Here is a 14,948-nt window from a genome sequence, read left to right on the forward strand (position 1 = left end):
TCCAGTTTGATTTAAAGCAGTAATCGTCTCATCATTATCTGCTGCCGTTTCTGGATCATCCGAAAGTGTATCTTCCACAACTGTTGTTCCATCAGGAAGCATTGATGTAACCGAAGATTGTACCGAGTAACTTCCACTATCAATATCTGCTTGTGTTAAAACATAAGTTCCTGTAAAAGTCTCTGTTTCTCCTACATTTAGATTCGCTGAAGTTGTTGGGTTTGTTCCAAAATCAATTCCTGAATCCGTTACTGAAATATTACTAAGTGTTGTATTTCCTGTGTTTGTTACTTCAATTGTATAAGTAATAACATCGCCAGCATTTAAAACACCATCTGCGCCTAAATCTAATGAATCATTTGTTGTTAATTCAATTGTTCCATTTTGATTTAAAGAAGTAATCGTCTCATCATTATCTACTGCCGTTTCTGGATCATCCGAAAGTGTATCTTCCACAACGGTTGTTCCATCAGGTAGTGTTGATGTAACCGATGATTGCACCGAGTAACTTCCACTATCAATATCTGCTTGTGTTAAAACATAAGTTCCTGTGAAAGTCTCTGTTTCTCCTACATTTAATGAAGAAGCTGTTGTTGGGTTTGTTCCAAAATCAATTCCTGAATCCGTTACTGAAATATTGCTAAGTGTTGTATTTCCTGTGTTTGTAACTTCAATTGTATAAGTAATGACATCACCTGCATTTAAAATTCCATCTGCTCCTAAATCTAAAGAATCATTTGTTGTAAGTTCAATTGTTCCATTATGTATAATAACTGTGTCTGTCGAGTCATCTTCCGAATTTCCATCCGTATCATCTCCATCATCACTTGTATCTGAAACATCAATATCTTTCTGTGTTTTTCCATCAACTTCAACACTATTTCCGAATCCACCAGCATCAACATCTGATTGAGTAATTGTATAATTTGCAGTATATGTTGCTGTTTCTCCAACTAATAAATTCCCTTCAGTACTTCCAGAAGAAGCAGAGTCAAAAGTGGTTGTAAGTGTTTGCGTATTTCCTTCTAAATCTGTTAAAGTATCTGTTACTGAAATATCATTTAAAATTAAATTCCCATTATTTGTAACAAGAATTTCATAATTAACTATATCTCCTACTCCTAGAACTCCATCACCATTATCTGTTACTCCAGAAATTGTTTTAACAACATCTAAACTTGGATTTGGTGTAATTTCAGTTGTTGTAACATCGTCTTCTGAATTTCCATCCGAATCATCTCCATCATCACTTGTATCTGAAACCACAAAATTATTTGGTGAATTCCCAGAAGCTGTAGCACTATTTTGAACACCTCCAGCTTCCACATCATCTTGTGTAATTGTATAATTTACAACATATGTCGCTATTTCTCCTACAAGTAAACTTCCTTCAGCACTTCCTAAAGAAGCAGAATCGAAAACAGGTGTTAAATTTTGTGTATTTCCATCTAAATCTTCTAAAATATCTATTACAGAAATTGTATTTAAAGTAACATCTCCAGTATTTGAAACAAGAATTTGATAATTAATAATATCTCCAACTCCTGTTATTCCATCTCCATTTTCTGTAATACTGTTTACTGTTTTTTGTACTTCAATTCCTGCATTCTGTGAGAAATTTGTATCTGTCGTATCATCTTCCGAATTTCCATCAGAATCATCTCCATCATCACTTGTATCTGAAACATTTGAACCAGACGGTGAAGTAGAACTAGCTGTAGCACTATTTCTAAGTCCTCCTGCATCAATATTTGCTTGTGTTATTGTATAATTAACTGTATAAGTAGCAATTTCACCAACCATTAAAGTTCCTTCAGCACTTCCTAAAGTTGAAGAATTAAAGCTTAAAGTTAAAGGAATAGAAGTTCCATTAAAATCTTCAAAATTATCCACAACATTTACATTGGTCAATGTCACATTTCCTGTATTTGCAACAACTACAGAATAATTTAAAATATCTCCAACACCTAAAGCTCCATCTCCATTGTCCGTAACAGTAACTGTTTTTTCAACATCTATATTTGGATTATGTGGGAAATTTGTTTCTGTAGGATCATCTGTATAATTTCCATCTGTATCATCATTGTCATCACTTTCATCTGAAACATCATAACCTCCAGCACTGATTCCATCTACAGAAATTATATTTGAAATCCCTCCTGAATCAATATCATTTTGTGTAATTAAATAATACATCTTAAACGTTACAGATTCATCTACATCTAAACTTGCAATATCTACATTATCATCTGTAATTTCATCATTTGAATATGCAGAAGAAAAAGTATCTCCAGGATTATAATAGAAAACTAATGTATTTCCATTTTCATCTTGAAATACATCTTTTAATTTAATGTCATTTATAACTACATCACTATTATTCGCAATTGAAATTGTATATTCAATACGATCTCCTGCATCAATTCCATTACCATCAATATCAATAATAGAGTACGTTTTTTTCGCTTCTAATTCTAATTTACAAACAAGCTCATCAAAGTTGATTATCACAGTAGTAATCGTACCAACATTTCCACTTGTCGCTCCATTAGCTTTAAATCTATTTCTAATTGGATTTGAATTTGTAGTTCCATTTGCTCCTCCAGAAACATCTTTTACTGAAAAATCTGAAGCTGCAGAAATGGAAATAACTCCACCTCCTCCTCCACCTCCAGGTCCTTCGGCTTCTGGTCCAGTAATATATTGATCTCCTCCATCACCACCAACTGCAATAATTGAAATTGTATTTGAGATAGTAGCAGCTTGAACTAAAATTGTTCCTCCACCTCCACCACCTCCAGGAGCATCATTTCCTCCTGTGATAGTTCGGTATCCTTCTTGTCCGTTTGATGTTATTTCTCCATTTCCTGTAATTCCGTTTTTAATGGTCAAAAGAACAATTCCTCCTCCATCTCCACCATCATTATTGGCATTATTATTTCCATCTCCGGCTCCTCCACCTCCTCCTAAGAAGATTTGGTTTTGATAACTTGCTGTAACAACTGGTCTTCCTCCAAGTCCACCAATTGCTTTTCTATGATTTCCTCCCCATCCAGATTGATTTAAATTGGATGCTGGAACTCCTGTACTTATATAATTTGCTGGATATGAAGGTCCAGTTGTACAAGGATTTGCAGAATTTGAACTCGAATAAGTATATCCACCACGACCTCCTCCAGAAGAATTTGTTAAAGCATTTCCATTTGCAATATATTCTGGATCATGAATCCAAGCTCCAGGATTTCCACATGGTGAAGTATCTCCTGAAAAATCATTCATTACTCCTGCTCCACGAAACCAATTTGTAGGGATACCTCCATTGGCTCCACCACCACCTCCAGCGTTATGAGAATTTCCTCCTCCACCAGCATTGGCAGCAGCTCCACGACCATATCTTCCACCATATAAATTATCATAATCATTACGATAACCTGCAATTCCTTCTCCTTTTTCAGCAGAAACATAAGAATCTGTAGTTCTAAAACTCATTTGAAAAGCTGCTCCACTTCCGTTAGAATTATTTTCTCTAGTTCCTCCACGGAAACCTGCAAAATCTGCATGAATTTTTCCGTTATTTTCTAAATTTTCAGCTAAAAAAGCAACAATTCCTCCTTTTCTTCTTTCAATCGCTGAAGGATCAACTCCACCAAAATTTGGACTTCCCCATTGATTTGCAGCTACGGAAGCTCCAGTATTTATCACCATGTTGTTATATTGAGGAATACGAATTATCTGTGTATAATTCGCTGCAAAGAATGAATTAATTAAATTACAACTTAAAATAATTGTATTCCCGCTTACTTCATAAACATAAGCAAACTCATAAGTTCCTGAATTGTTATAATTTGTTACTTCACCATAACTCCATGTATTTGAGCTATCAATTATTGCTCCCTGTGCTTGATAAAGTAAAACTAAATCACCAGGTTCTAAATCATTCGAACTAAAAGTATTTGTTTGAAATCTTCTTGTTTCATTTGTTCCACTTGTAAGTGGATCATCATCAGATAAAAAATCGTGATAACTATCATCAAGTTGATTGATATCTTCAACTGTCACTTGATTTGTTCCAGCTGGAACATCTGAAATCACTCTAGTATAGCGATTTAAACAGACATTTTCTTGCGTAATAGTTATGTCCCCATCTTTCTTTTGCTGGGAATAACCTACAATTACGCAGAATAAAAAGAATAATAGTAATTTTCTTTTCATACACGAGGGCTTTAAATTGATACCTAAAAAATTATTGAATTATGTTGTTTTTATTACTGATAACCTAATTTGTCGAGACTGCAAATCTATTCTATTTTAATATTCAAAAAAATATTCAAACTTTTATATATTTAATTTAAATTAATTATTAATAAATAGAAATATCTTTTATTTTTTCACATTCTTTAACAAATCTAACTCACCAAAAATAGTAAAGAAGTCATTATTTTAGCAATATTTTATTCTATCTTTCTAAAACACAGGGATTTTCCTATTTTTGATATAAGATTTTTTTATATTAATTATTTCATATATTCACAACAATATTTTGATTTTATAACATAATTATTATTTTTTTTAGAAATTTTTTAAGATTAAAATATTTTTCAAACTTTACTAATTTTCAACCTTTTATCTATTTAATTGCTTAAATTTGACATTATTTTTATTTTAGATTATTCTAATTCTATCTTAGAATAGGCTGTTTTATTTATAAATCGTATTTATTTTAGATACATGAACTCAAAAATTATTTCAAATGGAATTCTTAGATCTCTAGGAATTATTATAGGAAGTGCACTTTTTCTTTATTTTTTATATCGAATTCAAAGTGTCATAATTTATATTGCTATTGCCGCTGTTTTATCTTTAATCGGATTTCCAATTGTTCGTTTCTTGAAAAAAAGATTAAAATTTCCAAACACAATTGCAGTAATCTGTACAATTCTTCTCTTTCTTGTCATCATTTCAGGTTTAATTAGCATGTTTATTCCTTTAATCGTAAAACAAGGAAAAAATCTTTCACTTTTAGACATTAACCAATTTGAAAATAATTTAGAAGATTTATTAAAACAAATCAATGAATATTTTCTTTCTATCAATGTTAATTTGCTTAATGAAATTCATAATAATGTAGATATTGTTGACAATATTAAATTCATCCCTGGTCTTGTAAATTCCATTCTTGGAACAATTGGAAATTTTAGTATTGGACTTTTTTCTGTAATTTTTATCGCATTTTTCTTTATGAAAGATAGTTCTATCATGACTGAATCTATTTATATTTTAGTGAATGATAAAAGTGAAAGTCGTCTTCGAAAATCTTTAGGAACTATTAAAAATCTACTTTCTAGATATTTTATCGGTTTGGTATTTCAGATTTCAATTTTGTTTGTAATTTATACTACAACATTGTTAATTTTTGGTGTAGAAAATGCTTTCGTAATTGCTGTTCTTTGTGCAATTTTAAATTTAGTTCCATATATAGGACCTTTAATTGGAGGTATTTTAATGGTATTTTTAACTATGAGTAGTTTTATTGGTTTAGATTTCAACACCGTAATTTTACCAAAAACACTATATGTTTTAGGAGGCTATCTTTTAGCACAATTAATTGATAATTTCTTAAGTCAACCTTTAATTTTCTCAAATAGTGTACGTTCACATCCGCTTGAAATTTTCTTAATTATTATTATTGGCGGAATTTTATTTGGTGTTGTAGGAATGGTCGTTGCTGTTCCAACTTATACGGCAATCAAAGTTATTTTAAAAGAATTTTTATCCGAAAACAAAATCGTAAAATCACTTACGAAAAATTTATAAAAACATAAACTCTCCTATTCTTAGGAGAGTTTTTTTATAAAAATTACTTCACTTCTATTTAACTTAATATTTTCATTCTATTTTTGTATTTCAAAACTTTTTAATTACGACTATTGAAAACAACATTTTTACAACCTGAAATTCAACAATTCATTTCAGAAAACTTAAATACAGATACAAAACAATTAATCTTCAAAAAAAGTCCTTTTGAAAACGTTTCCATGCAAGAGATTGTAAATCAAATAATTTGCAAGAAAAAAGCGAAAACAAAAATTCCAATTTGGTTTGAGAAAGAAAATATAATTTTTCCAAATAAATTAAATTTAGAGCAAAGTTCTTCTGAAAAAACAGCTGAATATAAAGCTAATTTAGTTTCAGGAAATTCAATAATTGATTTAACTGGTGGATTTGGAATTGATTGTTTTTATTTTTCAAAGAGATGTAAAAATGTATTTCATTGTGAATTAAATTCAGAGCTTTCAGAAATTGTCACACATAATTTTAAAGTTTTAGAAGCAACAAATATTAAAACTGTAAATCAAGATAGTTTAGAATACTTAAAAAATGCTGAAAAATTTGACTGGATTTATATCGATCCTTCTAGAAGAAATGATGCAAAAGGAAAAGTATTTTTATTGGCAGATTGTTTGCCAAATGTTCCAGAAAATTTAGATTTATTATTTGAACATTCAGATAAAGTTTTAATCAAAACTTCACCAATTCTAGATATACAAAGTGCAATAAATGAACTTCAGTTTGTGACAGAAATTCATATTGTAGCACTAGAAAATGAAGTTAAAGAATTACTTTTTATTTTAGAAAAGAAAGAAAGTTTTTTAGAAATTAAAACTATAAACATTACAAAAAAAGGAAATGAATATTTCAATTTTAATTGGGAAGAAGAAACAATTCCAACATTTGAATTGCCTAAAAAATATTTATATGAACCGAATGCTGCAATTTTAAAAGCGGGAGGTTTTAAGCAAATTAGCGAACAACTTTCTTTGGATAAACTACATCAAAATAGTCATTTATATACTTCAGATGAATTGATTGATTTTCCAGGAAGGAAATTTGAAATTTCGCAAATTGTTCCTTACCAAAAGAAAATTTTAAAGAAACTTTTACCAGAAAAAAAAGCGAATATTACAACTAGAAATTTCCCTGAAACAGTTGCACAGATTCGTAAAAAAACAGGAATAAAAGATGGTGGAAATACTTATTTATTTTTCACAACAGACATAAATGATAAGCCTTGTATTTTGGTTTGTAAAAAAATAAGCTAGAGAAAAAACCTCTAGCTTATCCAGTAAAACGATATGGGGCCGTTTACTTATACCTCACGGTATTATTATGTATTGGGAGAACTAAATTACTTCATTATCAGGAGCTTTACCTACTGTTTAGCAAAAGATTAACCTAATATATTGTTATATTTTACCTTAACTTTTAATTATAAAAAAGCCCCGTTAAAATTCACTTTATTTATTGTTAATAATGAAGTAGAATTATCATTTTATTAAATAAAATTCGTCATTTTATACTAGAGGAATTTGTTATAAGATTTTTTTTAAATTTACGCGCTAAAATAAGTTTACATGCAAACTTCAACTTACGAAGGAATAAAAGTCACGACAAAAGGCAATAAACTTGTTCAAGATAATTTGGTCATTGAGGCTGCACTTCAAATTAATATAAACGGAGAACCTTATACTGTTGTAATGCGAACGCCAGATCATGATGAAGACTTGATTCGAGGTTTATTGTATGCCGAAGACATTTATAAAAAGAAAGAGAAATTGGAAATTCGTTTAGTTTCTGAAGAAGAAAACGGATTTGCAGTTTATGATGTTCTAGTTCCAAAAGAAAAATTAGGTAAAGGTTATTTAAACAAACGAACTTTACTTTCTGTTTCTTCTTGTGGAATTTGTGGCAAACAAAAACTAGATGATATCACTTTAAAAGGAGCTTCCTTAAACGTTAAACAAACTCTTAATGCGTCCAAAATTCAAGAGATGTTTGCGAAAATGGGAGAAAAACAAACATTATTTAAAAATACTGGAGGAAGTCACGCTGCTTCGATTTTTGATAAAGATAAAGAGTTAATCACAATTCGTGAAGACATTGGAAGACACAATGCTGTTGACAAAGCAATTGGTTCTCTGATTGAAAATCAAAATTTAAAAGAAGCAAATTATTTACTAGTTAGTGGAAGAGTTTCTTATGAAATTATTTCAAAAGCTTTTATTGCAAAAATTCCTGTAATCATTGCTGTTTCTGCTTGTTCTTCTCTTGCTGTTGATTATGCAAAAGAATTCGGAATTTGTTTAATCGGATTTACAAGAGATGAAAAACTAACTATTTACGCAACTCCAAACCATATAAAATTTTAACCCCAAGAATGAGCGATAAAAATAAACCGCATGCGCAACCTCCTGTAGAATATACAGGAATTACTACTACTAAAGTTCCAAAAACTGCTGCTGGAGTAAAAGCAGTAAAATCAGCTTTAACACATATCAAAGAAGAAGTTGGAGTTGTAAAAGGAATTGAGCTATTAGCAAAATTAAATCAAAAAGACGGATTTGATTGTCCAGGATGTGCTTGGCCAGATCCAGATGAAAAAAGAGCCTTTTTAGCTGAATATTGTGAAAATGGAGCAAAAGCTGTAGCTGAAGAAGCTACAAAAGAACGAGTAACTCCGATGTTTTTCGCTACACATAGTGTAGAGTATTTATCTGAATTATCAGATTATGAATTAGGAAAAAAAGGAAGAATTACGCATCCAATGTATTTAAAAGAAGGTTCTACTAATTATGAAGAAATCTCTTGGAAGGATGCTTTTCAATTAATTGGAAAAGAATTAAACAGTTTAAACTCTCCAGATGAAGCTATTTTCTACACTTCTGGAAGAACAAGTAATGAAGCTGCCTTTTTATACCAATTATTTGTTCGTCAATTTGGAACAAATAATCTCCCTGATTGTTCAAATATGTGTCATGAATCTAGTGGAGCTGGACTTTCTGAAACTTTAGGAATTGGAAAAGGTTCGGTTACTTTAGATGATTTCAATCATGCAGATTTAGTAATTGTAATGGGACAAAATCCTGGAACAAATCACCCAAGAATGCTTAGTGCTTTAAAAGAAACTAAGAAAAATGGTGGAAAAATTATGTCTGTAAATCCATTGGAGGAAGTTGGGTTAATCAATTTTACGGATCCTCAAAATCCATTAAATTGGTTTGGAGAAGGAACACATTTGACAGATTTATATTTACAAGTAAAAATTAATGGAGATGTTGCTTTATTAAAAGCAATCATGCTTTTACTTTTAGAGGAAGAAGAAAAAAATCCTGGAACTGTTTTCGATCATAAATTTATTGAAGAACATACAAAAGGATATAACGATTTCATTTCAGACTTAAAAAAATATTCTTTTGAAGAATTAGTTCCACAAACTGGAATTGAGGAAGCAAAAATCCGTGAAGCTGCACAAATGGTTTTAGAAAATAAAAATATCATCATTTGTTGGGCAATGGGATTAACACAACACAAAAACGGTGTAGATAACATTCGAGAGGTTGTGAATTTACTTTTATTAAAAGGAAGTATTGGGAAAAAAGGAGCTGGAACTTGTCCTGTTCGTGGTCATTCAAATGTACAAGGAGACAGAACAATGGGAATTTGGGAAAAACCAAAGGAAGGATTCTTGGCAAATTTAGATAAAGAATTTGGTTTTACAGCACCAAGAAAACATGGATATGATGTTGTCGAAGCAATTGAAGCCATGCATGAAAACAAAGCAAAAGTTTTCTTTGGAATGGGTGGAAACTTTATTTCTGCAACGCCAGATACAGAATTTACAGGTGATGCTTTAAGAAATTGTAATTTAACTGTTCATGTTTCTACGAAATTGAATCGATCGCATTTAATTCATGGAAAACAAGCATTAATTTTACCTTGTATTGGAAGAACAGAAAAAGATTTACAAAAAAGTGGAGAACAATTTGTTTCAGTAGAAAATTCGATGGGAGTTGTTCACCAATCGCATGGAGATTTAAAACCACTTTCAGAACATTTATTAAGTGAACCTGCAATTGTCGCTGGATTAGCGGAAGCTACATTAAAAAATTCAAAAGTAGAATGGAGTAAACTAGTTTCTAATTATGATTTAATTCGAAATAAAATTGAAGCTACAATTCCTGGTTTCGATAATTATAATGAGAGAGTTCGAGTAAAAGGTGGATTCTATTTACCAAACAATGCGAGAGCAAAAGATTTCAAACCAACTCATTCAGGGAAAGCAAACTTTACCATCAATAGACCATCAGATATTGTTTTGGAAAAAGAGCAATTTTTAATGATGACAATTAGAACACATGATCAATACAATACGACAATTTATGGATTAGATGATCGTTATCGTGGAGTTTTACATGAAAGACGTGTGGTTTTCATGAATATAGAAGATATGCAAGAAATGGGATTAAAGAAATTAGATGAAGTAGATTTAAAAAGTCACTTCCACGGAGAAGTTCGTGAAGCACACAAATTCTTAGTAATTCCTTGTTCAATTCCTAGAAGATGTACAGCAACTTATTTCCCTGAAACAAATGTTTTAGTTCCAATTAGAAGTAAAGCGGATATCAGTAATACTCCTACTTCAAAAACAATTATTATGACAATTCACAAAACTGGAAATAATAAATATGCTTAGTATTTTAGGAATTATAAACATTCTTTTAGGTGGAATTTTTCTTTTAATTGCTTTTAAAGTGATTAATCCATTTAAGAAAAGAAAAGATAAAAAGTTGGAAGAAGAATGGTATCAACAAAACGGAAAATTGATGAAAATTTTAGGAATTGTCATCATTCTTTTTGGTTTACTGAATACATTTTAAACTTTTAAAAATATTTGAAAAAGGCTATTTCTTTATTGAGATAGTCTTTTTTATTATTTTTAGAACCAATTTTTTAAGCTATGAAAAAAATATACATATGTCTTTTAATTATTTTCTTTTTTTCATGTGAAAAAGAGGAATCTACAACTGTAAACACTTGTGAAAATCCCATTGAAATTGCAGAAGAAAAAATCAAAGGTGGTTCTATTTTACAAACTTGGCAATTAGCAGAAGAATTTAAAAATTTACATTTACATGAAAAAACAAATGCAAATTGGATTGCGCTTGCTCCTTTAATTAGTATTAATAAAATAAATGAAGAACCTGTTAGACCTTTTAAATTCCCTGTAAATGAGGAAATTTATAAAATGCATCGAATTATTAAAAATGTTCGTTTAAACGGAATTCAACAAATTATGATTAAACCTTTGACAAGTTTTTGGTCAGTAAATGGTGGACATTATTGGGTAGATTTCTATGTGGAAACAGAAGAAGAATGGGAAGAAATTGAAATAGCATATGAAGAATTTTATTATGCAATTGCACAACTTTCACTTTTTTATCCAGAATTTAAAATTTTATCAATTGGAAATGAATTAAAAGCATTTTCTTTAAGAAGGCCTCATTTTTTTTCAAGATTGGCAAAGCAGCTTAAAAATGATTTTCCAAATTTAAAACTTACTTATAGTTCTAATTGGGATGAATTTTCAAACATTACTTTTTGGGAAGATTTAGATTATATTGGCGTAAATTCTTATTTTCCTTTAATTAATAAAAAAACACCTTCCGTAAAGGAAATTGAAACAGCTTTTCAACCAATCAAAGAAATATTACAAGATTTTAGTTGTACCAATCAGAAACCTGTCCTTTTTACAGAATATGGATTTCGAAGTATTGATTATGCAGCTTGGAAACATTGGGAACTTCCAGAAACTTCTTCCAATGTAAATTTTGATGCACAAAATAATGGTTATCAAGGATTTTATAATACTTTTTGGAAAGAAGATTGGATATATGGTGGATTTTTTTGGGAATGGTATTTTGATGAAATTCCAGAACCTAATAATACACGTTGGATAGTAAATAATAAACCTGTAGAAAAAATTATTCAAGAAGTTTATTCTAAATAAATACAAGGATTTACGGTTTCCCGTAATTGATAATTCAACGGTTTAATTATATTTGGCTACAAAAATTAACATAAACAAAAAAATATGGGACTATTTGACTCAATTAAAAAAGCAGCAAATTTTATTACAGGAAATGGAGCTGATGTAAAAGTATTTTTAAATCCAGAAGTGGATACAAAAATTAATGGAAGTTTACCATTAATTATTAAAGTAAGAGTGAAAGATAGTGAAATCGAAATGGATCATCTATATTTAAAAGTTCGTGCACACGAAACGGTAGATGTTTCTAAAGTAGAATATGAAATTGAAGATGGAGAATTTGAAAGAGATGTAGAGCATATTAAAAAAACTTCGGAAACTTATAGTGCTTCTTATGAAGTATCGGGACCACAAAATTTGGAAGCAGAAACAGAATATACTTTCGAATTTGATTGTCCAATTCCACAAGATGTTCCTTTAACTTATCACGGAGTTCATGCTTGGCATGAGTGGGAATTCTATGCGGGAGTAGATTGTTCAGGAAACGATCCAGATTCTGGTTGGAATGCGATTGTAATTCGATAAAAAATAAAAAAGGTTGTATCTAGTAATGGATTCAACCTTTTTTATAATTACTTATAATATATTTTTTATTCAAAAAAGTAAAAAAGGATGTACCTATAGAAGAATACACCCTTTAATTATGAAAAAAAAATTACTCTCAAATTTTTGTATTAGGACTGCTTTTGATTTCGATGATGATCATCTTTCATTTTCTTAAGTTCTAATCCCCAAATCATATTTGCAAAACCAAAAATGATTGCAAAAGCTCCGATTAACACTGTTAATGTTAAAGATTCTTTTAATGGATTTGCAATAATAACTAAAGCCACAAAACAGGTTAAAACTCCAGCAAGGAACATGATTAACCAATTAAATCGACTTTCTTTTCGAAAACGAAATGCATTCCAAATCAAAGTTATTGCACCAAATAAAGCCCAAACTCCGATAAAAATTGTAAACAATGAGGCTGTTGCAACTGTTGTTGCGTATGGGTAAGAAAGCACCATAATACCAAATAAAATATCGATGATACTTATAAAAAGTGTCCAAGTCCAATACTTTCTTCTAGTGTTTGATAAAGACATTACAATAAGAAAAATTCCCGATGTCAACGCTACCAAACCTGCATAAAGTACTAAAACTAAAACTGCTTCTTGAGGATTTGCTACTGCAAACATTCCGAACAGAATTAAAATCAATCCTCGCAAGGTCACCATCCACCAGTTTTTAAAAAAACTATCCATATCTGATTGATTATAAGAACTTTAATAAAAATAACACTTTTGATTTTTAATTAAAAATAGAAATACTGTTAAATTTTAGTTTTAACAATTATTTTCACATTTCAGTTCTTTAAAAAAGCTTTCTATTTTCTTTCTATTCATCTTTTTGATTTCTCTATATTTGCAAAAATTTTAAAAGAACAAGAATGATTTCAATTGATGCTCTTGCAGTAGAATTTAGTGGAACAACACTTTTTAATAATGTTTCTTTTGTTGTAAATGAAACAGATAAAATCGCCTTAATGGGAAAAAACGGGGCTGGAAAATCAACTTTAATGAAAATTATTGCTGGAATCCAGAAACCAACAAAAGGAAATGTTTCCTATCCAAAAGACACTGTAATTGCATATTTACCTCAGCATCTTTTAACGGAAGATAATTGTACTGTTCGAGAAGAAGCTGCAAAAGCTTTTAGTTCAATTTTTGCAATGCGAGATGAAATTGAAGCTTTAAATAAAGAATTAGAAACAAGAACAGATTATGAATCGGATAGCTATATGAAAGTTATTGAGCGTGTTTCTGATTTAAGTGAAAAATTTTATGCAATTGAAGAAATCAATTACGATGCAGAAGTAGAAAAAGCACTTGCAGGTTTAGGTTTTGAAAGAGAAGATTATGATAAACCAACAAGTGAATTTAGTGGAGGATGGAGAATGCGTATTGAATTAGCGAAAATTCTTCTTCAAAAACCAGATTTAATTTTAATGGATGAGCCAACAAACCATTTAGATATCGAATCGGTTCATTGGTTGGAAGATTTCTTAGTAAATCATGCAAATGCTGTTATTGTAATTTCTCACGACAGAGCTTTTGTGGATAATATTACAAATAGAACAATTGAAGTTACTATGGGAAGAATTTACGATTATAAAGTAAATTATTCTCATTATTTAGAATTAAGACAAGAAAGAAGAGAACAACAGCAAAAAGCATACGAAGAACAACAAAAATTTATTGCTGATACACAAGCTTTCATCGATCGTTTCAAAGGAACTTATTCTAAAACGTTACAAGTTCAATCTAGAGTTAAAATGCTGGAGAAATTAGATATTATTGAAGTAGATGAAGTAGATTCTTCTGCTTTACGATTGAAATTTCCTCCTGCACCACGTTCAGGAAAATATCCTGTAACAGCTTCTGATGTTGCTAAAAAATATGAAGATCATTTGGTTTTCTCTGATGCTACTGTTACGATTGAAAGAGGACAAAAAGTTGCTTTTGTTGGTAAAAATGGAGCTGGAAAATCTACGATGGTGAAAGCAATCATGAATGAAATTCCTGTGGAAGGAAATTTAGAGATTGGACATAATGTGAAAATCGGATATTTCGCACAAAATCAAGCCTCACTTTTAGATGAAAGTTTGACTATCTTCCAAACAATTGATCAAATCGCGGAAGGAGATATTCGAAATCAAATTAAAAATCTTCTTGGAGCTTTTATGTTTGGTGGAGATGTTTCTCAAAAGAAGGTAAAAGTACTTTCTGGAGGAGAAAAAACTCGTTTGGCTTTACTGAAGCTTTTATTAGAACCTGTAAATCTTTTAATTCTGGATGAGCCAACCAATCATTTAGATTTAAGAACTAAAGATATTTTAAAACAAGCTTTATTAGATTTTGATGGAACGCTTATTTTAGTTTCGCATGATCGTGATTTCTTGAGTGGATTAGCTGATAAAGTTTTTGAATTTGGAAATCAAAAAATTAAAGAGCATTTCGAAGGAATTGACGCTTTCTTAGAAGCAAAGAAAATGGAAAATCTGAGAGAAATTGAAAAATAA

At 30.2% G+C, this 14,948-nt stretch carries 10 protein-coding genes; 8 read left to right on the plus strand and 2 right to left on the minus strand.

All coding sequences use genetic code 11. The annotated features are described in order from the left end of the window. On the minus strand, positions 1-4,212 hold a 4,212-nt coding region (locus tag I1A51_RS04125; protein ID WP_231373961.1), incomplete at its 3' end, for a DUF7507 domain-containing protein. A gap of 516 nt (positions 4,213-4,728) precedes the next feature. On the opposite strand from I1A51_RS04125, the gene I1A51_RS04130 reads away from it, so the two are divergent. From I1A51_RS04130 to I1A51_RS04160, 7 genes are all read left to right on the plus strand, one after another. Then, positions 4,729-5,814: an AI-2E family transporter gene (locus tag I1A51_RS04130; RefSeq protein WP_196891410.1), complete on the plus strand. Its 1,086-nt coding sequence runs from the start codon at positions 4,729-4,731 to the stop codon at positions 5,812-5,814. 113 nt (positions 5,815-5,927) lie between these two features. After that, positions 5,928-7,100 (plus strand): THUMP-like domain-containing protein, encoded by a 1,173-nt coding sequence (locus I1A51_RS04135; RefSeq protein WP_196891412.1) that lies wholly within the window; start codon positions 5,928-5,930, stop codon positions 7,098-7,100. Between the two features lie 312 nt (positions 7,101-7,412). Then, the gene (gene fdhD, locus I1A51_RS04140) at positions 7,413-8,207 is read left to right on the plus strand and encodes a formate dehydrogenase accessory sulfurtransferase FdhD (RefSeq protein WP_196891414.1); all 795 of its coding nucleotides are present in this window, start codon (positions 7,413-7,415) and stop codon (positions 8,205-8,207) included. An 8-nt stretch (positions 8,208-8,215) separates the two neighbouring features. Then, the gene (locus I1A51_RS04145; protein WP_196891416.1) at positions 8,216-10,531 is read left to right on the plus strand and encodes an FdhF/YdeP family oxidoreductase; all 2,316 of its coding nucleotides are present in this window, start codon (positions 8,216-8,218) and stop codon (positions 10,529-10,531) included. Then, positions 10,524-10,715 (plus strand): hypothetical protein, encoded by a 192-nt coding sequence (locus tag I1A51_RS04150; RefSeq protein WP_196891418.1) that lies wholly within the window; start codon positions 10,524-10,526, stop codon positions 10,713-10,715. The genes I1A51_RS04145 and I1A51_RS04150 overlap by 8 nt, the downstream gene beginning before the upstream one ends. Positions 10,716-10,795: 80 nt before the next feature. Beyond that, positions 10,796-11,845 carry a glycoside hydrolase family 113 gene (locus tag I1A51_RS04155; RefSeq protein WP_196891420.1) on the plus strand — a complete coding sequence of 350 codons (1,050 nt, stop codon included), beginning with the start codon at positions 10,796-10,798 and terminating at the stop codon, positions 11,843-11,845. Positions 11,846-11,929: 84 nt separating this feature from the next. After that, positions 11,930-12,409: a sporulation protein gene (locus tag I1A51_RS04160; RefSeq protein ID WP_196891422.1), complete on the plus strand. Its 480-nt coding sequence runs from the start codon at positions 11,930-11,932 to the stop codon at positions 12,407-12,409. A gap of 149 nt (positions 12,410-12,558) precedes the next feature. Here the strand turns inward: I1A51_RS04160 and I1A51_RS04165 are convergent, their stop codons facing one another. Next, positions 12,559-13,131 carry an HdeD family acid-resistance protein gene (locus tag I1A51_RS04165; protein ID WP_196891424.1) on the minus strand — a complete coding sequence of 191 codons (573 nt, stop codon included), beginning with the start codon at positions 13,129-13,131 and terminating at the stop codon, positions 12,559-12,561. A gap of 185 nt (positions 13,132-13,316) precedes the next feature. Here I1A51_RS04165 and I1A51_RS04170 point away from each other — a divergent pair, with 185 nt between their 5' ends. Then, entirely contained in the window at positions 13,317-14,948 is a 1,632-nt protein-coding gene (locus I1A51_RS04170; protein ID WP_196891426.1) for an ABC-F family ATP-binding cassette domain-containing protein, read from the plus strand.

This window comes from Aureivirga marina, assembly GCF_015767265.1.
Lineage (GTDB): Bacteria > Bacteroidota > Bacteroidia > Flavobacteriales > Flavobacteriaceae > Aureivirga > Aureivirga marina.